At 52.1% G+C, this 20,333-nt stretch carries 16 protein-coding genes; 6 read left to right on the forward strand and 10 right to left on the reverse strand.

Going from position 1 to position 20,333, the window contains the following annotated elements; genetic code table 11:
* The 8 genes from FD07_RS03530 to purH form a co-directional block, all read right to left on the reverse strand.
* A partial coding sequence (locus FD07_RS03530) for an MFS transporter (protein WP_057161930.1) occupies nucleotides 1-1,062 on the reverse strand: 1,062 nt, incomplete at its 3' end.
* A 188-nt stretch (nucleotides 1,063-1,250) separates the two neighbouring features.
* Nucleotides 1,251-2,486 carry an MFS transporter gene (locus FD07_RS03535; protein ID WP_020088951.1) on the reverse strand — a complete coding sequence of 412 codons (1,236 nt, stop codon included), beginning with the start codon at nucleotides 2,484-2,486 and terminating at the stop codon, nucleotides 1,251-1,253.
* A 366-nt stretch (nucleotides 2,487-2,852) separates the two neighbouring features.
* The gene (locus tag FD07_RS03540; protein WP_020088950.1) at nucleotides 2,853-3,809 is read right to left on the reverse strand and encodes a Dyp-type peroxidase; all 957 of its coding nucleotides are present in this window, start codon (nucleotides 3,807-3,809) and stop codon (nucleotides 2,853-2,855) included.
* Between the two features lie 218 nt (nucleotides 3,810-4,027).
* Nucleotides 4,028-5,194 (reverse strand): MalY/PatB family protein, encoded by a 1,167-nt coding sequence (locus tag FD07_RS03545; RefSeq protein ID WP_020088949.1) that lies wholly within the window; start codon nucleotides 5,192-5,194, stop codon nucleotides 4,028-4,030.
* Nucleotides 5,194-6,048: a DUF3737 family protein gene (locus FD07_RS03550; RefSeq protein WP_020088948.1), complete on the reverse strand. Its 855-nt coding sequence runs from the start codon at nucleotides 6,046-6,048 to the stop codon at nucleotides 5,194-5,196. Before FD07_RS03550 ends, FD07_RS03545 begins: the two co-directional genes overlap by 1 nt.
* 112 nt (nucleotides 6,049-6,160) lie before the next feature.
* A complete protein-coding gene (locus tag FD07_RS03555) occupies nucleotides 6,161-8,230 on the reverse strand; it encodes a hypothetical protein (RefSeq protein ID WP_020088947.1) in 2,070 nt (689 codons plus the stop codon).
* Nucleotides 8,231-8,246: 16 nt separating this feature from the next.
* Complete coding sequence (locus FD07_RS03560) at nucleotides 8,247-9,263, reverse strand: glycosyltransferase family 2 protein (RefSeq protein ID WP_020088946.1); 1,017 nt, start codon at nucleotides 9,261-9,263, stop codon at nucleotides 8,247-8,249.
* Between the two features lie 207 nt (nucleotides 9,264-9,470).
* Nucleotides 9,471-11,003 carry a bifunctional phosphoribosylaminoimidazolecarboxamide formyltransferase/IMP cyclohydrolase gene (purH, locus tag FD07_RS03565; RefSeq protein ID WP_020088945.1) on the reverse strand — a complete coding sequence of 511 codons (1,533 nt, stop codon included), beginning with the start codon at nucleotides 11,001-11,003 and terminating at the stop codon, nucleotides 9,471-9,473.
* 598 nt (nucleotides 11,004-11,601) lie between these two features.
* On the opposite strand from purH, the gene FD07_RS03570 reads away from it, so the two are divergent.
* The 5 genes from FD07_RS03570 to FD07_RS03590 all read left to right on the forward strand — a co-directional run bounded on the left by FD07_RS03570 (nucleotide 11,602) and on the right by FD07_RS03590 (nucleotide 17,713).
* A complete protein-coding gene (locus FD07_RS03570) occupies nucleotides 11,602-12,972 on the forward strand; it encodes a GH25 family lysozyme (RefSeq protein WP_020088944.1) in 1,371 nt (456 codons plus the stop codon).
* A gap of 23 nt (nucleotides 12,973-12,995) precedes the next feature.
* Entirely contained in the window at nucleotides 12,996-13,643 is a 648-nt protein-coding gene (locus FD07_RS03575; protein ID WP_020088943.1) for a hypothetical protein, read from the forward strand.
* Nucleotides 13,644-14,218: 575 nt separating this feature from the next.
* A complete protein-coding gene (locus FD07_RS03580; RefSeq protein ID WP_020088942.1) occupies nucleotides 14,219-15,394 on the forward strand; it encodes an AI-2E family transporter in 1,176 nt (391 codons plus the stop codon).
* Nucleotides 15,395-15,574: 180 nt separating this feature from the next.
* Nucleotides 15,575-17,041 carry an ABC transporter permease gene (locus FD07_RS03585; protein ID WP_020088941.1) on the forward strand — a complete coding sequence of 489 codons (1,467 nt, stop codon included), beginning with the start codon at nucleotides 15,575-15,577 and terminating at the stop codon, nucleotides 17,039-17,041.
* 12 nt (nucleotides 17,042-17,053) lie between these two features.
* Nucleotides 17,054-17,713 (forward strand): ABC transporter ATP-binding protein, encoded by a 660-nt coding sequence (locus FD07_RS03590; protein ID WP_020088940.1) that lies wholly within the window; start codon nucleotides 17,054-17,056, stop codon nucleotides 17,711-17,713.
* A 103-nt stretch (nucleotides 17,714-17,816) separates the two neighbouring features.
* On the opposite strand, the gene FD07_RS03595 is transcribed toward FD07_RS03590, so the two are convergent.
* The gene (locus tag FD07_RS03595; RefSeq protein ID WP_020088939.1) at nucleotides 17,817-18,311 is read right to left on the reverse strand and encodes a GNAT family N-acetyltransferase; all 495 of its coding nucleotides are present in this window, start codon (nucleotides 18,309-18,311) and stop codon (nucleotides 17,817-17,819) included.
* Nucleotides 18,312-18,327: 16 nt separating this feature from the next.
* Nucleotides 18,328-18,780 carry a MarR family winged helix-turn-helix transcriptional regulator gene (locus FD07_RS03600; RefSeq protein ID WP_020088938.1) on the reverse strand — a complete coding sequence of 151 codons (453 nt, stop codon included), beginning with the start codon at nucleotides 18,778-18,780 and terminating at the stop codon, nucleotides 18,328-18,330.
* Nucleotides 18,781-18,927: 147 nt separating this feature from the next.
* On the opposite strand from FD07_RS03600, the gene FD07_RS03605 reads away from it, so the two are divergent.
* Nucleotides 18,928-20,322 carry an FAD-binding oxidoreductase gene (locus FD07_RS03605; RefSeq protein ID WP_020088937.1) on the forward strand — a complete coding sequence of 465 codons (1,395 nt, stop codon included), beginning with the start codon at nucleotides 18,928-18,930 and terminating at the stop codon, nucleotides 20,320-20,322.
* Nucleotides 20,323-20,333 lie beyond the last annotated feature (11 nt).

Here is a 20,333-nt window from a genome sequence, read left to right on the forward strand (position 1 = left end):
CGACTGATTCCAGCTGAAGACGGTCGAGGTAAGCGTGACGGGTGTATTTTTCGTTAAGAGGACCTGAATCTCAGGGAAAAGCGCGCCATCGGAAATGCCGATCATGAAGCGTAGAATTCCCAGCATCCAGACGCTGGTTACGAAGCCTTGTGGGAAATACATGAGCGTGGCAAAGATGTAGCCGAAGATCAAGACTTTCCCAGACCCGTGGTGGTCGCCGTAACGGCCGAGTCGCGGGGCGGCAATGATGTTGGAGATTCCGGGCAGCGCGGCGATGATGCCGGCGACCACGGTGATGGGCCCCACGTTGTGCATGAGCTCCTTGACGTAGAGGCTGATGATCGGCGAGATGGAGGTGTTGCCGAACTGAACGAACATGGTCGAGCAGAGCAATACGATGATTAATTTAAGGTTGGGTACCATGGCCAAACGGCTGTGACGCTGAGTCTGCTTGGGTTGCTGCGGCACTGGCTTGAAGTCTTCCTTGACCAGTACCCAGCTCAGAACAAAAGTAATCAGGAGCAGGCTGGCCGTCACGAAGAAAGTCATGCGAATGGAGAAAATCTGTGCCAGCACACCCCCGATGATGGGGCCCAGCAGATTGCCGCTGGTTCCTCCGGTCGTGAGGGTGCTGAGCGCGGCCCCGGAGTATTTCCGCGGCGTCTGAGCGGCAATCAGTGCTTGGGCGTTGGGGATGTAGCCGGCGAAGATGCCTTGCAGGGAGCGCAGGGCGACCAGCTGCCAGACGTTGGTGGCCAAGCCCATGAGGCCCATGGCCACGGCGATTCCCAGCGAGGTCCGCAGCAACATGAGCTTGCGGCCTTTGCGGTCAGCAACCATACCCCAGAGGGGAGCAGCGATGGCCCCGACGAAGAAGTCGGCGGCGTAGACGAGCCCACTGTACATGGTGACTTGGGCCTTGGTGTAGTTGCCCAGGCTACTAACATATAACGATAAAAATGGCATAATTTCACTGAAGGCCATGCCAACGATGAACGAACAGAACCACAGAATGTGGAGGTTTCGCCGCCAAAGTTCATGGTCCGCATCAGTTTCACCCACAATGGGTCAGCTCCTTAACGCAAAAAGTTGCGAACATGTCATTAACATACCGCGCAAACTGCGAATGGTCAATGCATGTGGGCAACTTTTTTGCGCACGCACGGAATAGAGCAATTATCGCCAAGGAGCTAATAAAAAACGACCAGAGTTGGATTCTGATCGTTTTGAGCGTCATTAATTTAAAAATTTTAGTCGTTGGCCACTTGGATCTGTGGTTTCCGGATTTCCGGCACTAGCCACCAGACGAGCGCGAGATTAATTAGCATGAGCGCCGCGGTGGAAATGAAGACGGCGTTGTAGTTGAAGACCCCGGCGATCCAGCCGCCGAGTAACGACCCCATCATGTTCCCAATCGACTGGAAGGATTGGTTCCAACTGAAGACGGTCGAGGTCAGTTCGACCGGTGAGTTCTTGGTCAGTAGCGTCTGAATTTCGGGGAAGAGGGCACCATCGGAGATCCCGATCATGAACCGTAAGATCCCGAGCATCCACACACTGGTGACAAAGCCTTGCGGCACGTACATGACCGTCGCAAAGATGTAGCCGAACAACAGGACTTTACCGGACCCATGCTGGTCCCCGTAACGGCCCAATCGTGGGGCGGCAATGATGTTGGAGATTCCCGGCAGGGCGGCAATAATGCCGGCAACCACGGTGATGGGACCCACGTTATGCATGAGTTCCTTGACGTACAGACTAATAATAGGAGAAATTGAAATGTTCCCGAACTGAACGATCAGAGTCGAAGACAGTAAAACGAGAATCAACTTGGGGTTGGGAAAGGCCGCCAGCGGATTGTGGAGCCGCTTTTGGTTGGGGTCGCGAACGACCGGCTTGAACTGTTCTTCCACAAAGATCCAACTCATGAAGAAGGTCAGTAAGAGCAGCCCACCAGTGATAAAGAAGGTCAGCCGAATTGAGAAAATTTGCGCCAAGACCCCACCGATAACGGGTCCCAGTAACATCCCACTAGTGACCCCGGTCATTAAGGTGCTGAGGGAGGCCCCGGAATGTTTCCGCGGCGTCTGTGAAGCCACGAGGGCTTGAGCGTTGGAAATGAACCCGGCGAAGACCCCCTGTAAGGCACGCAGGGCAACTAACTGCCAAACGCTAGTGGCAAAGCCCATCAGGCTCATGGCCACCGCCATCCCGAGGGATGACCGCAGCAGCATTAATTTGCGTCCCTTGCGATCGGCCACCATGCCCCAGAGTGGGGAGGCAATTGCGCTGACAAAGAAGTCGGCGGCGTAGACGAGCCCACTATACATGGTGACCTGTGATTTGGTGTAATTACCCAAACTACTAATATATAACGATAAAAACGGCATGATCTCACTAAAAGCCATACCGGCTACGAACGTACAGAACCAGAGAACACGAAGATTACGGCGCCATGGCCCCTGTTCTCTTTCAGCCTCGTCCAAGATGAGTCAACTCCTCAGTATCTAGATTGATTGGTGAGATTACCCTAGGTAACGCAAACCAATCGACATTAAATTCTTGATGACAACCCCACTAACATACCCTCTTAGAGCCGAAAGGTCAACGAAGGACGCTTATTTGTATGCGCTCGCAATGGTTTCGTACCATACGGTAGCCGGAATTTTAAAATATTTAGCCCCTGTCAGAAAGTTAGTCAAGAATTAGCAGTGACCTGGTGTGGGCGATGCTTTTACTAAAAAATCCCTCGTGCCGAAAGGGGCCGAGGAAGATGCTTTGTGATTATTAGAGGATTGAAGAAAATAGAAACACGGCAGATCTTCTGGCCGCCGTAAGTGTCAGCTGTTCCCTCATTCGACTGGGAACAAGTCCCCTGCCGCAATGCGTTCTAGCAGCGGTCGGGAGGGGATAAAAAAGGTGTTACCGGTGATGGGGGTGCTGAAGTCGAGGAGTCGATCACTCTGGGTGAACATATTCTCCAGCATCCGCTGGGTCACCGTGAAGTGGCGGGCGTAACCAATGAAGTAGGTGCCGGCGATGCCTTCACCGGGCTTGGCATAGGGGACGTTCATGCGAACAATCTTGTGTTCGATGCCGTCCGTGTTGTCCTGAGAAGCCAGGTTGTGGGCGTTAGCCAGTTTTTCGTCATCGTCAAGTTCGCGATCGGTAAATTTGTGGCGGCCGATGGCTTTCTCCTGAGCTTCAGTGTGCAGGGCATTCCAGGCATCCATGTTGTGCGTATATTTTTGGGCAAAGGCGTAGGAGCCGTTGGCAAATTCCGGGTCCTCGTCGCCAATCAACGCATACTCTGCGGCGTCGTTGCCGGCTGGATTTTCCGTCCCGTCAATAAAGCCAATGATTGCTCGCCCTTCGAAGTAGCGGAAGCCGTGGGTCTCGTCGATCACGGTTGTCCAGTCACGTAAGAATTCCCGGGCTTGGTCCATGACTTCGAAGACAACGGCCATCTCTTTGGCCCGGACGTGCATGAACAAGTCGCCCGCGGTCGCTGGTGCCGTGTAACGGGGACCTTTGATCGGCGTAAAGTCGACGAGTTCTTTTGGCTGACTTGCTGTGGGAAAGAGGAGTCGCCAGGCCGTGGCGCCGAGACCAAAGGCGACTTTGAGTTGGGCGTCAGGGTAGCGAATAGCCATGCTGCGTTCGATAGCCGCGAGTCGATCGGCGAATTCAGCTAAGCCATCGCGGTCTTTAGCGATATCTTCACGGTCGATTAAGTAAGTTGTGAATTGAATGTTTTCACCGGCATCGCGGTAGACATCTTGGGCGGCACTGGGATTAATAATTGTCATGGGGTCATCCTCCTCGTTGTAGTTGGTACGATCATCACAATCAGTATAGCAAGGATAACGAGAAAACCAGTCGGCGGGCCCTTGTGAAGTTTGGTGAAAGTTGACTGGCATAAAAAACGAGTTCGGGGGAAATCCCGGACTCGTTTTGAACGTGTGTAATGTAGGTAAGCTATGCTTCACGTGATGGCGAGTTGACCGTAACCCGTCACCCGTTTACGTTACGCCTTTTGAAAATCCTTTACCCCAGCGACTAACCGATCCAAGCCATCTTGGAGTCGTTCAGCTGGGCAGGCGACGTTGATGCGCACGAAGTCGTGACCATCACCACCGTAGACGGCGCCGGCCGTAATGAAGAGGCCGGTGTTCTTGCGGATGAAGTCACACAGTGCCGTAGAGTCGGTGGTGACTTCGGTACAGTCGATCCACACGAGGTAGGTCGCGTGACCGGTGATGACGTGTAACTGTGGCAATTTCTTCGCAATCAGCTTGGTTAAGGCCTGCTTGTTCGCGGTAATCTGGGCGTTGAGTTCGTGAACCCATTCCGCACCAGTCGTGTAGGCTGCGATACTGCCGTCGATGGCGAAAGCGTTGGGTTCGGCTAGCTCGTCAGTGTTAATGCCGCGGTCCACGATATTCCGTAGGTTTTCGTTGGGGATGATCAACGTAGCGGCGTGGAGGGCGGCCACGTTGAAGGTCTTGCTAGGGGAAACGGCGGTAATGCTGTTGTTCGCGCAAACGTCGCCAGCGGCAGCAAATGGCGTGTAGCCGTAGCCCGTTTCGGTAATGTCGCCGTGGATTTCATCGGCAAAAACGACCACGTGATTGGCAGCGGCCAACTCCCCGATGCGCTTCAATTCGGCAGCCGTCCAGATTTTACCGACCGGATTGTGCGGATTGCAGAGGATCATCATCGTGGTGAGTGGTTCGGCCATCTTGGCAGCGAGGTCGTCCCAATCAATGGTGTACTGGCCATCGTGATATTGGAGGTCACTTGAAAGGACATGGCGGCCGTTGTTAACGATTGAATTGTAAAAGATATTGTAGACCGGTGCCTGGATCAACACATTGTCACCCACGTGACTGACGCGGCGAACGGCGGATGAGATGGCCGGTACCACACCGGTTACGAAGCGCATCCAATCGGTGTTGGGTGCCCAGTTGTGTTCGGTCGCGTACCAGTGTTGAACCGCTTCAAAGTAAGCGTCAGGCACTTCTTCGTAACCGAAGATTCCAGTGTCAGCCTTACGTTTGATGGCATCGACGATTCCAGGTGCGGTCCGGAAGTCCATATCCGCCACCCACATGGGGAGCTCATTTGCGGCCACGTCCCATTTGACGGAATTCGTGTGCCGACGGTCAATCATTTCTGAAAAATTATAACTCATTATGCGGAAGCCTCCTGAGTAGTTGAAATAATGGTCTGTGTCGGGTCAATGGCGGGGTCGTCAAAGATAACCTGGCCGATTGCCGGTGCTGTAATTTTACCATTAATAGGGTTCTTCACGCTATCGATTGCCGTGTTGATGGTGGCATCGATGTCAGAACAGTACTCAAAGGAGAGGTCCGTATTGATCAGCGAACAGTTACGCAGGGTCAAGTGGTCAACGTAGCAGAGACCCTGATCACTTTCCAACCAACAATTGACGAAGGTAATATTCTTGGTGTTCCAGGCTAAATATTCGCCAATGATGGTGGAATCGTAAATCGTCACGTTGTCGCAGTTCCAGAAGGCGTCGTGGGTGATGAAGGTTGAGTTGTGGACCTCCACATTTTTACTGCCATCGAAGGCGTAGTTGCCGTTGATCGTTAGGTTATGGGCCACGACATTCTCGCTGTTCATGCCGAAGTAGTCGCCGGTTGCAGTGACGTTATCGAGCGTAATGTCTTGGCACCACCAGAGTGTCTCGCCGGCGTTGGCGAAGGTTACATCATCTAAGTGGATGTCTTGTGCGTGCCGGAAGGTCTTGGTGGCCCGGACGACACTGTGCTTCATGGTCAAGTCCTGGGTGTACCAGATGCCGGCGTGGGCGTCTGGCTGCCAAGTCGTATGGTCTAAGCTAGCGTGATTGGTGTACCACAGCGGGTACTTCCATTTGAAGATGGTGTGGTCGATGGCAACGTTTTTGGCGTGTTTCAACGGCGATTCACCGTCGACAAAGGTACTATTTGTAATGTGGAGATCATGCCCTTGAAACAGAGCACGTTCGCCAGTTAAAGTTTGTTGGTTGATTTCTTTCAAGTTTTTGGCTCCTTTTAAAAATACGTTTGCTGGAATTTGAGTTCGTAAATTTACCCATGGTTCCATTCTAGTACCTTAGAGCCACTCGAAGGCAAGCCGTTTGGTAATTTTTTTAAATGTGGCGGCGATACCAGTAAAAACGGTCGATGATGATCAGTCCGCCGAGCCAGAGTGTGCCAATAATCAGCCAGAGCTTGCTGGGCGTTAGGATGGGGCTCACGCTGCGTTGATCAATGAAGAAACGCAGGTACTGGTGAGGGTGCGTGGTGAGTGGCTGGGCCAACAGGGGATAGTTGGCGGGTGCCGTGACGATTTTTTGTGGGTCGTACCGAGTAGCCGTAAGGGTCAACGTGTAATGGCCGGCTGGTAGTGGGCGCGGCAGAGTTTGCGTTAAGCTGAGTGGCTTGCCCCGGGACTGCCAGGCCAACTTGCCGCTTGCTGTTCGCAGCGTAACGTTGCCGGTAAAGGATTCGCCGTTGTTGATCAATACGTGATTGAAGGGCAACGGCGCCGTGAAGGGTTGCGTCAGTCGCTGATTTTGCTGAAGCCATACTTTGTGATTCTGGTAGTAACGGCCTTCGTTTTGACTGACCACGCTGACCGGGTGACTACGAGATCGGGTGACCAAACCGTAGTTTTGCCAGGCACCGATTCCTAAGGCTGCGGTGAACCCGATGGCTAGACCAAGAGGCAACCAACGTGAGCGTTGCGACCAGCGCAGGAGGTTCAGGGGTTGGCGGTAACCAGCAGCGGTACCAGCGATGAGTAACGGGAGTAGTGGCAGTGCGTAACGTTCCTCTGATTCCCAGAAGATCACGTGGAAACAAGCCATACCGATGATGAAGAGGCCGCCCAGAAGATAGCCCGTACTGAATTTGCGACGGCGAATCTGCTGAATACCCCAACCACAGTTGACAATGAGGAGGGCTAGGTAGTTCATCTGACACCAGTTGGCAAGTAGCCAGTCGATGGTGTTGCGATGCTGACGGTACCAGTTGGGTGCGCGATCATAGGCTGGGGAAATCTGAAAGCTATCAAAGGTGCCCGTTGCGAGAAATAGTTTGGCCTTGCGGTAGAGGTGGTGGATGATGCCGCTAGGGCCGAGCTGATGCAGGTAGTCTTTGAAGTTGGTCTTCGCCTGGGCCTGTTTAGCGGCGGCCGTGGGTTGGGCCATAATCCGGCCGACATCGTGGCAGTTGTATTGGCCGTAATATGCCGGATTCCAGCTCATGGCAATCCAACTGGTCGCGGGTAGCGCTTGGTCGGGATTAGACTGAAATCCAGCCGCCTGCTGGGCGGTTCGGTTACCGATTGTACCGCCGGCTAATAGTGCTAGCAGAAGAAGGGTAACCCAACTGCGCGTTAGGAAGGGGTGAGTCGTGGCGTTTGGCAGCAGCCAGAGTATCAGAATAGTGGCAATAATGAGGACGATGAAGTTGGCTTTTAATAGGTAGGTCGATGTTAGGATGATTCCAAGTCCCAGCGCACGAGGTACGGTCTGCCGCCAGTTGGTGGCCCGTAGAAGACCACGTACAAGGACGACAGCGAAGAGTCCCATGGGCAGGACATAAGTGTCATTATACGTGTTGAGGGCGTAGGCATACAGGGGGACCGTTCCTAAAATGATGCCTAAAAAGAGGTGACCACGAGCCGGATTCTTCTTGGTTAGGACGTACCAGACCGTGACCAGTCCGCAGTCGAGCCAGGCAAATTGAACGAGATTCAGCCAAACACCAGAACTAAAGCCCAGCCAGCGGCCGACCTTCAGGAGACCACTCAGGAGTATGGTGAAACTCACATTGTTAGAATAGGTGTAGAAGTAGCGGTTCCAGTGAGCACTCCCCTCTAATAGGGAAACGGCTTGTTGGTGGACGAAGTATAAATCGGCCCGCGGAGCAGAAATCCAATTGACAGCGACCCAAAGTTGAATGGCCAGTAAGAGGGCCCAGAGGCCGAGACTGAGATAGCGATGCTGATGTTTGCTGAGTCGATGGAACCAGCGGAAGGCCAGACCCACGCCGCCCAGGTAGATACCGGCACCCAGGATAATGATGAGGGGTGAAAGCCAGTCGTGGTCGATCCGAAAAGTCACGGGTACCAGGCCAGCTAGGACGCCAGTCAATAGGAACATTAAACTGATGAGACCGCTGAGGCCAGTGGTGAGATGCTGCCGGATTGCCATAATAAGACTTCCTTATCTAACGAGATGAGTGGTCACGTGTCAACGGGACCACGGGTTGTGCAGGTGTAAATGCTGAAGAATAGGTGTCGGATTGAATGATGAAACGTGGTCGGTGCTTAACTTCGGTGAAGGTTCGGCCAACGTATTCACCGATAATGCTGGTAGCGACCAGTTGAAAACCGCCGAGAAACCACAGAGAAGCCATAATGGAACTCCACCCGGTGACGACGGCGCCCCGAATGTGCTGAATCAAGATCCAGAGTAAGACCAACAGTGCCCCGCCGCAGATGAGTAATCCAGCGTAGAGCACCGCGCGAATGGGCGCGATGGAAAAAGATAGAATGCCATCGAGGGCGAAGCGAATCATCTTGCGTAAGGGGTATTTGGAAACGCCGGCCTTACGCGGCTGACGTTTGTAATACAGCTTGGTTGCTGGAAAACCAAGTTGTGGGATGATCCCCCGAATAAAGGGATGGGATTCCTGACAGCTCATGAGGGCGGTCACAGCCCGTTGACTCATGAGTCGAAAATCGGAGTGATTGGGGATGAGGTCCACCCCCAACTTGCCCATAAACCAGTAGAAGCCTTGGGCCGTCGTCCGCTTGAACCAGGTATCGGTCGACCGATCGTTGCGGACACCGTACACGATATCGAAGCCTTCGCGTGCCTGTTCAAGCATACCAAAGATGAGTTGGGGGTCATCCTGTAAGTCGGCATCAATCGTGACGATGAGGTCAGCGTAAGGCTGGGCAATCTGCATGCCAGCCATGAGGGCCGCCTCTTGACCATAGTTACGACTGAACTTCAGGCCCGTGTAACAGGTGTCCTGTTGGCGTAACTCAGTAATTAAGGCCCAAGTGCGATCCTGACTGCCATCGTCAACGAAGAGAATCTTACTGTCAGGTGTCACTTGTTGGTGATCCATTAGCCGTTGCAGAATGCGCCGCAGAATGGGTGCACTGGTTGGTAAGACGGGTTCCTCGTTGTAGCACGGCACAACGATAGTGAGACGTGGAATCACGGAACTTTTCATAAACAATCACTCCCCCAGAGATTGATAGTTATTTCTGAGTTTGATGATAAACCGGATAACTCCATTATGGGGCTATTGGTATTTAAATCAAACGACTTTTTTCGGGTGATTAACTATAACGCAGGTCGCAAAATGGCCGCCGCAGAGGACCAATTGGTGACTGCGACGGCCATTCTAGTGGTGTCGGGTTTTATTTTAACGTTAGGTTTAGTGTCTGAAGTGACGATTTCCGGTGAAGACGAGGGCCACGCCCAGGGCATCAGCCATGGCGATGGATTCCTTGTCGCGGATGCTACCGCCAGGCTCGGCGATGACCTTGATTCTGTGCTCAGCGGCATATTTGACGCAGTCGTCCATCGGGAAGAAGGCATCGGAGACTAAGACGGCCTGGTCAAAGTTCGGCTTATTTTCGGCCTTGCCGACTGCGATCTTCACGGCATCGATCCGATTCATTTGGCCGGGTCCAACGCCTAGCGTTTGGTCACTGGTATTGACCAGAATAGCATTACTTTTGACGAACTTAATGGCTTTGAGACCAAAGGCAATTGCTGTGAGTTGTTCGGGCGATGGTTGTGCGTGACTGACGGTTTGGAAATTAGTCGGGTCGTCGCGAACGTCATCGCGTTCCTGACGTAATAAGCCACCGCGGATGCTGATGATTTCGTCGGCTTCTGGAGCCTGAGCGGTGGTAAAGTCTACCGTCATTAGGCGAAGATTTTTCTTTTTGGCTAATAGGTCGTACGCGTCATCGTCAAAGCCGGGAGCGATGATGATTTCCAAGAAGAGTTGGTGCATCTTGGTGGCGGTGGCGAGGTCGACCGGACGATTCAGGACAATGATGCCACCAAAGATCGACATGGAGTCAGCCACGTAACATTTATCCCAAGCGTGTTCGAGAATGGCGTCAGAACCGATACCACAGGGATTCATGTGTTTGAGTGCGACCACGGTCGGTTGGGTGGGAAACTCACGGATTAAGCCCAGGGCGGCGTCAGCGTCCTTGATATTGTTGAAGGAGAGCGGCTTGCCGTGGAGTTGTTTGGCAGCGGCAATTGAAAATGGTGCGGGTTGGTAGTCCGCGTAAAAGGTCGCCGTCTGCTGAGGGTTTTCCCCATAGCGGAGGGCTTGCTTGCGTTGATAAGTCAGCGTCAGGGTGTCTGATTTGGCCTCATCGGTCAGGTAGTTGGCAATGACGGCATCGTAGTGGGCGGTGTGGTGGAAGACTTTGGCCGCCAAATGCTTGCGGAAGCGCATGTCATCATCAGGAGTGTCGAGTGCCAAGCTAACTTGATCGTAGTCGGCCACGTCACAGACAACTAAGATGTCGCGGTAATTCTTGGCTGCTGCCCGAATCAAAGAGGGACCGCCAATGTCAATTTGCTCAACGGCGTCCGCCAAGGTGACTTCGGGGTCGCTAATGGTCTCGGCGAAGGGATAAAGATTTACGCAAACGAGATCAATCGGTGTAATGTCGTGCTCAGCAAGTGTTTGTAGGTGGTCGGGGTCTTCACGCCGCGCAAGAATACCGCCGAAGACCCGTGGATTCAACGTTTTGACGCGCCCGTTTAGCATTTCAGGGAAACGCGTCACATCTTCGATCGGTGTGACGGCGATGCCAGCCGCGTTTAGCGCAGTCTGGGTGCCACCGGTGGAGACAATTTCAAAGTGGTGAGCAATCAAGTCTTGGGCAAATTCGACAATTCCCGTTTTATCGGAAACACTAAGCAAAGCACGGCGCATAAGCGAGACCTCCTAGAGTAATTTAAGTTAGTCCTATCATACGTGATTTTTAAGGAACAATCAACGGGAACAAAATATAAATATTCGTATATTGTGGTCGTAGCCGGAAAACCCAAATTCATCAGATAATGGTAATTGCTCGATGCTAATTCTGCCATTAAACGTTAATTAGCAACCCTGTTTTGCTAAACAACGAATGATAATCTAAATATTAAATTAATTGTAAAAACCGAACTTTAACTAGAAGGTGACTATTGTGAGAAGAGCCAAGCAACTTTCCCGCTTTGGACGTTGTCAAATGCATTCACAAGTGAGAAATTCGCCGAATGTAGCGGTTGAGAACACCAATGATTTTACAACAAACAAATATTGACTATCGTTGATTTACCGGCGTTCCTGTAATAAATATAATTGTAAAATCCAGTAATCAAACTGCAATCCCATTGTTATTGAATGCACATTTTCTTCGGGTACTGTTTAGTAAGATCCCAAAAATGAGGTGGTGAACAGTCAGCGAAGGGGAGTAGCGGCGCGGGGAATCAAACGCCGAATCTAAAGGGGTAGGGCACACCAAATTTTAAGTAGGGAAGTGCCAAGTATGTCGAACAAGCATCGTTGGGCCAAACGGTTAGCACAGTTAGTTGTGGCCGCCAGTGCCATGATTGGGATTGCGTGGGGTGAGCAAGCCGTTGCCAGCGCGAGCACGCTAGCCATTCCGGATATTTCCGAGTGGCAAGGGAAACTAACTGCGAGTCAGGTTTTAAATTTGAAGAGTCAGGTCTCCTTTGTGATTAACCGGCGGCAATATGGGTCGGCCTATCAGGACCTTTACGCCGCCAATAATACGGCATTGTATGTGAAATATGGTATTCCGTTTGGCGAGTACGATTATGCCAGGTTTACCAGTGCCGCCAGTGCCAGACAGGAAGCTAAGGATTTCTATAATCGCTCGAATAAGAACGCGTCATTCTATGCTTTGGATTTTGAGGAAAATGACGTCACCTCAGGTACCACCAATGCCGCAGTTGAGGCGTGGTACGATGAGATGCGTTCGTTGACGAGTAAGAACTTAGTCTTCTATTCTTATCAAAGCTTCGCCACGTCATATGCCAATACGGCGCGGCAAAACTTTGATGCGCAGTGGATCGCCAACTATTCCTATGCGCCAACGATTTCGTTTGCGCTGTGGCAATACACTGATCATAATTACCTTCCGGCGCTGAGTGAATACACCGATAATAGTAGGGCGGTCACCTCGGTTCACCCCATCAGTTGGTGGACGGATAGTGTGGCCACAGCCTTGTCGAGTGTGGCCACAGCCTTGTCGAGTGTGACCTATGCGTACAGTGGATATAAGGCGGGACAGCATATTTACTTACATAATAATGCATCCAAATATGCGGATGGCACCAAGATTGCTAAGTCTGACCGGCAGAAGTTTTACAGGATCTCTAAGGTTAAGAATCTAACGCAATCAAGGTCCAAGCAGGCTTTATACATCAGTGATCTAGGAAAGTGGGTCCTTTCGCAAGATGGCACGGGTTATTTTGTGGGGCAGCATGGCTCCTACACGTTGAAGCATAAATTGAATCTTTATTCGGATTCTAGCCTCACCAAGAAGACCGGGAGTTATTACGTATCCGGTGATACCGTCGCGGGAAAGCTGGTCAAGGCGCCGAGCGGGAAGTCGTATCGGGTCAAGACGAGTCTGGGATACCTGTCCGCTAACGTTAAATTTATGACGCCGGCTTACTATGAATCTTTGAGCAGCACCAAGACGATTAAGACCAAGAAGAAAGTTTACGAATACAAGAAGTCTTCGTTTGCCAAGTCTAGTCGCTCGAAGGCCGTTACCAAGGGGACCAAGCTGAAGGTGACTGCCGTTAAGAAGCGGTCTACTGGGTCACGGTACTTTGTCTTGAGTAATGGCAAATATGTCACGGCGTTGAAGAGCTACGTTACGGAATAAATCACGAAAGAGGATGAATAAATATGCAACGAAAAACAAAGATCATTACCGCGGTTACGGCAGCGCTGGCAGTCATCACGTTGGGGTCTGGGACGGTCCTCGAGATGCACGCCGCCAATGACGTCAGCAGTGTGAGTCAGACGACGGCGCCCAGTACGGTGCATGCCGATAGTGCAAAATTGACCGCCGATAGTGCCAGTGGTACGAAGCAAAACTACACGGTTAAATATACCGATAAGAATACCGGCGACCAATCCGCGACCCTGCAGAAGAAGACGTACGGGTCCAGCAATCGGGCCGAAAGCCAAGTGGATTACGTGGGTACTAATACCGAGGGTGCCAAGGTCAAGCTGAACGGGCGCACGACCGCTGTGGTCCAAGGTGTCATGGGTCACACCTACGTTCACTGGAACAAGGGCGACTGGTCGGTCACGGCGGTTGCCAGCAATGCCGACGAAACGGGAACACCAACGCAATTTGCCAAGCAAGTTAACCAGCAGATTACGTCGTCCAGCTTGCCTAAGTCGGCCGACACCGGCGCCATTACCGTTTACAGCGGCACAGAAAAGCAACAGGCCAATTCGGTCAGCTGGCAGAAGGGTAAGCAACTCTACACGGTCAGCGGCAAGACGGCTGCCAGCACCGTTAAATTAGCCCAAGACACGGACTAGCGAATAAACCGTTCGCCTTACCGGGCAGTGCAAATAAACCGGAGCGCTGTGGGCGGACGCCCGGAGCCAAGAGGCGGTCTCCGAGCTTGCTTTGAACCACAAAGGTCGTGTTTCAAAGTCACCAATTCTCTAAGCGGCAAGCCGCCAAGAGAATTCCCACGGCTGAGTTTATTTGCGCTGCCCTCACAGCTAACGTCGGTTTAGTTCGCATATCCAGTTGATTTTTACACGAGTTGGTACAATTAGATTTGAAAAAGGTTGTCTCCCTTTCAGAGTAAGGTGAAGGGGAGGCAATCTTTTGTCTTGTGACCAGTTAGAAAGTAGCTAGGCTTGGTAAAGATTATGGCGAACGCTAGTATGTAGCTGGAGGCAGTCAGAGATGCAGCCGGCCGTGACGATGACCAAGACCGTTCCTTAGGCTTGGACCGGTCCCCACAGCAGGCGAAATCCCTGATGGCCGCAAGCGAATGGAAAGCGCCGAGCCGCGATTCTTACCAAAACTCGAGCGTCCGGACTAGTCAACGGGGCGGTTCCGCCGTACACTAGGAGAGAAGCTACAGCAGGGAGGGGTCAGCTTGAAAAATTTGCGTCAACCGGAGTCGGGATTTTCCTGGTTCTATCAACGTTTCTTGAATAATCACATCACGATTTTGCTATTGAATATTTTTCTTTTATTGTTAGTTGTTAACGAGATTGTTCAGAATGCTGGGCTTTTGGACCCAATTTGGAAGTTTGCCAGCATTACCATGCCAGCCATCGTGGTGGCGGGAATTCTATTTTACGTATTGGATCCGTTTGTTCACTTGATGGAGCGACGACTACATATTCGTCAGGGATTAGCGATTGCGATTGCCATGTTGGTGGCGGTTGGAGCCATTATTCTGGTTTTTCTCAATTTGATTCCATTTCTCGCTAAGCAGGCGGCCGGGGCCGTGAGCACGTTGCCCCAGTTTGCCAATGATATGCTTGCAAAGCTAAATCATCTTAATCAGGTCCATCACTGGATCTCTACGAATAACTTGGATCAGGTCAATCAACGTGTTACCACTTACTTCTCTAAGCGGGGACTGAACCTGTTGACCGGGACACTGACGTCGATTGGCAACGTCGTGACGACCGTTAGCGACTGGGTCATCACGATTATCACGGCGCCGCTGGTCCTATTCTTCATGTTGAAGGATGGCACGCGCTTTCCGCATTACGTGAGTCAGGTCGTGCCCACGGCTTACCGGGAACGGTTTGTGGTGATGTTAGACCAGATGAACGTCAAGGTTAGTTCTTACGTCCGTGGGCAATTGACCGTGGCACTGTGTGTCCTGATTATCTTCACCACTGGTTATTCCATCATTGGCTTGCGCTATGCCCTGTTGATCGGGCTGCTAGCGGGGCCGCTCAACTTGATTCCCTACTTTGGGTCGGCTATTGCGTTGATCCCAGCGCTAATTATCGGGGCCATTACGAGCCCGTCGATGCTGCTAGGGGTCGTCATCGTCTATCTGATTGAATGGGTCTTGGAAACGCAGGTCCTGTCTCCCCTGATCATGGGGAACAGCCTGGCGATGCACCCAATTACCATCGTCTTCGTGTTACTAGCCGCCGGAAAGATGTTTGGGCTAGTCGGTGTGATCTTCGGGGTGCCGGGATTCGCCGTGCTAAAGGTTCTGGTGACGACTGCCTTTCAGTGGTATCAGGAGTACTCTGCGCTTTACCCGGACGTCTTCCCACCGGAGGACAAATTGGGTGAGCCTTAACGGTTTATTAACGTCATGATTAACAAGTGAATCAGTTACAAGCGGCGGTGTCCTGCGGGATACCGCCATTTTTTGTTGGACCAAGCGCTATCGGTTAATGCTGTAAAGCCCAGCACTTTAGGTTTACGATAAGCCAGTTTTGCCATAATCGGGACATGTTATGAAATGGAGGCGACTCGAATGAACTTTTTCAAACGGGCCTGGTTAAATGTGTGGGCGAAGAAGGGCCGGTCGGTCTTACTGATTCTGGTCTCGTCCGCCATTCTGATGTTTGTGTTGGCGGGGCTACTGATCAGGAGTGCGGCGGTCAAGGCGACGGAGACCGCCAAGACGGATGCTGGTGCGACGATGACGCTGTCGGCCAATCGGCAGGCGGCATTTAAGAAGATGCAGAGCAGCAGTTCCAGTAGCTCCTCGAAGTCCAGTCGGCCCAAGCTGACGTTGACACCGGTCAAGCTGAGTGATGCCAAGCGTATCGCGAAGCTCAGCAATATCAAGAGTTACAACGTGACTAGTAGCACTACGGCGAATGCAAAATCCTATGAAACGGTCTCGACCAGTACGGGGATGAGCGACAGCAGCGGGGGCGGCCCTGGTGGCATGAAGTCTACGAGCAGTTCGTCCGGCGATACCCAAATCAACGGGGTCACGGCAACGGCACTGACGACGGACTTCACCGACAACCAGAGTAAGATTACCAAGGGGCGCGGTATCAAGGCGTCTGACCAGGGAACCAATAATGTTGTGATAGAAAAGGATCTGGCGAGTCAAAACAATTTGACGGTCGGCGATACCATGACCATCAAGGAGACGACGGGGTCCAAGAGTACCCGCAAAGTGAAAGTAGTGGGAATCTACAAGGCCAGCTCGACGAGTTCAGTCAGTGCGGGTCCGATGAGTACCGATCCGGCGAATACGATCTACGCCTCATACACGCTAGCCAACACGATTAAGGGCAGCAAGTATACGGGAACGGCGGACTCTGTGACGTTTAACGTGACGAATCCCGCCAAGGCTAGTGCCACCAAGAAGGCCGGTAACAAGCTGATTAGCAGTAAATACGCCCTGAGTACCGATGATGCCAGCTACCAAGCGATTAAGGCTTCGATGGACAGCGTGGAAGGTTTTGCCAACAAGATCGTTTGGTTAGTGGCGATTGCCGGCACGATTATTCTGGCCCTGATCGTTATCCTGATGATTCGCGAACGGCGATTTGAAATCGGCGTGTTGCTATCTTTGGGTGAAGCCCGCTGGAAGATTGTGGCCCAATTCTTTACAGAAATGTTGATGGTCATCGTGGTTGCTTTGGCAATTGCCGGCGTTGGTGGTCAATTCGTGGGAAATCAGTTGGGGTCACAGCTGGTCTCACAGAGTACCACCACGCAGACGAGCAGTAGCAGGACGTCCGGCCAGCCTGGTGGTAGTGGCCAACCGGGCGGCGGTAGTGGTGGTATGCGCGGTGGGGCCGGTGGACCTGGCAGCACGACTAACAGTACCAAGACGAAGAACCCTGATCTGGAAATCACCGTGAGCGCCGTTGACCTAGCGGAACTGGGTGGTTTTGGTTTGGCCATTACTTTCCTGTCGATCATGATTGCCTCCGGTGGCATTCTCAGACTGGAGCCGAAGAAGGTACTGATTTCCTAAGGAGGGACGCAGATGTTAAGAACTGAAGGCCTGGGTTATTGGTACCAGGATAAAGAACAACCGTTGTTTCAAGATATCAATCTCGAATTTGAAGAAGGCCAATCCTACGCGATTCTGGGTCACAGTGGAACCGGGAAGACCACTTTTCTTTCACTGATTGCCGGGCTAGATAAGCCGCGGGAAGGTGATATTTTCCTCAATGACCGGTCACTGAAACAGATCGGGCTGACTAACTATCGGCGACACGACGTTGCTATCGTGTTTCAGGCATACAATCTATTTAATTACATGTCCCCGTTGAATAACCTATTGACGGCGATGGCAATCACCAACGCCAGGCATGCTGGGGATCGAGGCTATGCGCAACGGGTGCTCAACGACCTAGGGATTGGGGATGAGCTCCTCACTAGAAACGTTCAGCGGCTTTCCGGTGGGCAACAGCAACGGGTCGCCATTGCCCGAACCATGTGTTGTGATGCCAAACTCGTCGTGGCCGATGAACCGACTGGAAACTTGGACGAGGACAATACGAAAGAGGTCATCGACCAGTTCCAGCGGATTGCCCACGATCAGCAGAAATGCGTGATTATCGTGACCCACGAACCCGATGTGGCGGCGCGGTGTGATCACCAGTATCGCTTGGAAAATAAGCAGTTTGTGCAGTTGGATTAACGCGACTTGAGTGGGCTTACCAGGACGACTGAAAAGCTTGAAAGTGTGAAAAAAGACCTGGAATTTTTCCAGGTCTTTTCGTATGCGCTAGAGTGAAACAAGCTTACAGGTCTTTTTCCATCAGGTAGTCGGTCTGAGGATCATCCCCCAGCTTGAATGTGTGGGCGCCGTAGCGGTGGTAGCCCATGAATTTGTAGAAAGCCAAGGCGTTGTCGTTATGTTCCCAGACGCCCAGAATAACTTTAGGAAGGCCAGCCTCGCGAGCGACCTGCTCGGTAAACTCAAGGAATTGGCGACCGAGGCCATGATGCTGGAAGCCTTCGCGCACGTAGACTCGTTGGATTTCTATGTCAGCCGCGTGGCGGAGGAGCTTACCATAGCCGGCGAGTTGGCCGTCGACTTGAAGAAAGTAGAAGGTAGCGGTTGGGTCGACGAGCTCCTGGCCGAGTTGTTCGCGGCTGAGGTCGTGTTCCAGGTAAGTCTTTAAGTTCTCCGGAGTATTCACGGCCCCAAAGGTTGCGGTAAAGGTTTCAACGCTGACATTCCGGAGTAGTTCCAGGTTAGCGGGAGTTACGGGAGTAATGGTGGTATTTTTCATTGATTTACGTGTCCTTTCAGTAGTTACGGTGTTCGCCGTGTTTCACTTTAAACCAGTCGGAATTGATATTGGCTTCCACGCGTTTCAGATAGTCAGCGAGTTGGTCGCGTTCGGCCGGAGTAAATCCCTTGAGTGCGGTGGCGTTGGAATAGGCATTCTCTCGTTTGATGATAGGGTAGAGTGCCTGGCCCTTTGATGTGAGAAAAATCTGTTTTTGCTTCTTATCAGTGGGACTGGGTCGGCGTTCCAGAATGCCGTTCTTCTCCAGTTTCTGAATGGCGCGGGCCGCGGTAGTCTTGTCGACCCGGACAATCACGGCGAGGCGTTCCAGAATAATACCAGGCGTTTCGGCCACGCGAACCAAGTAGAGATACTGGCCACGATTCAGGTCGAGCGCCTTGAATTCAATGTTGCTAATGCTGTCGAGTGCCCGGGCAACGGTGCCTATCGGACGTAAAACTTCTGCCAAGCTGATTCACCTCGTTTCGTGGTAAAAGGTAGTATACGACAATTTAGTTGTAATTGCAACAAAATTCAAGCTATTGGTGAAGTAATCACCTTGATTTCCTGTTAAAATGACCAATGAGCAATTCAAAAAATAAAAGAGGTCTTTGTGATGACAGTGTTTAGTGCCTATTCCGACGAGGAGATTCTGGACTATTTAAAGTCTCAGGTAAAGACAGGAACAGTTGCTACGGATGAAGTCACGTTGCGCAAGCAATCCTTCAATCCCAATGCAACTGGTGGTGAAACGGGCTTGGCGCGGGCGTTTGTCGAGGTTGCCGATGTTGAAGATATCCAAGGCGTCTTGCGGACAGCGCGGAAGTTCCACATCGCCGTGATTCCCCAAACCACCTTTAGTAGCACAGTGATCGGGTCCGATGGTCTAACCGGGGCAATTATCTTGTCTACGCGTAAGATGAATCAGATCCTGGAAATTAGTAAGGAAGATTCCGTGGCCGTCGTGGAACCCGGGGTCGTCAACGGCGATTTGGATAAAGAAGCCCGCAAGCAGGGGCTATTCTACGCCCCAGATCCTGGCTCTAAGCCGTTCTCATCGATTGGTGGGAATGTCTCTACCAATGCTGGTGGGATGAGCACTGTACGCTACGGGGCGACCAAGGACAACGTGTTGGGTTTGAAGGCGGTGCTGGCCGATGGTCGGGTGGTCAAGCTCGGTGGCCGGACACTGAAACAAGCTTTTGGGTATGACTTGACCCAGCTCTTCGTCGGCTCCGAGGGAACTCTGGGGATTATCTACGAAGTCACTGTTAAGTTAATGCCGATTCCACTGGGACAATCCGTCATGGGCGTGGCCTTCTTCAACGATATGACGGCGCTGGCACAAGGCGTCACGGCTATTCGGATGTCTGGGGTCTACCCCACGATGCTGGAAGCCCTGGACGGCAATACCGTGGTGGCACTGGATAAATACGAAAAGACCCATTACGCCGATAACAGCGGTGCCATGCTGATCTTCCGGCTGGAAGGCGGCAGTCCCGAGAACGTCCAGGTCGTACGCGACTTACTGGATAAGTATCACGGGCAGAACGTGACGGTGACCACGGATGAGAAGGAAGAAGCCAATTTGGAACAGCTGCGGCGGGACATGTTGCCGGCCGTCTTTGCTGGACGAAATCACCTGATGGAAGACATGGCGATGCCGCTGTCCAAGCTGGCGCCAATGATGGATTATCTGCAGGACCTTGGGCAGAAGCTGGGCATTACTATCTACACGGCGGGTCATGCTGGGGATGGTAACGTCCACCCGACCTTCGTGTGGGACAAGGATGTCGATGAGGTGCCAGAGGTCATCATTGAAGCCTTACGGCAGACCTTCTGGAAGACGCTGGAACTCGGAGGAACGATCTCTGGGGAACACGCCGTGGGGATGTTGAAAAATCAGTGGAACAACCCTGAATTGGGTGAAACAGTCGATCAGTTGCAACACCAGATCAAGACACTCTTTGATCCGATGAACCTGTTGAATCCCAAACGTAAGATTGATTAAGGTCGGCTGAT

Origin of the sequence: Levilactobacillus parabrevis ATCC 53295, from assembly GCF_001434055.1 — a bacterium.
Classification (GTDB): domain Bacteria; phylum Bacillota; class Bacilli; order Lactobacillales; family Lactobacillaceae; genus Levilactobacillus; species Levilactobacillus parabrevis.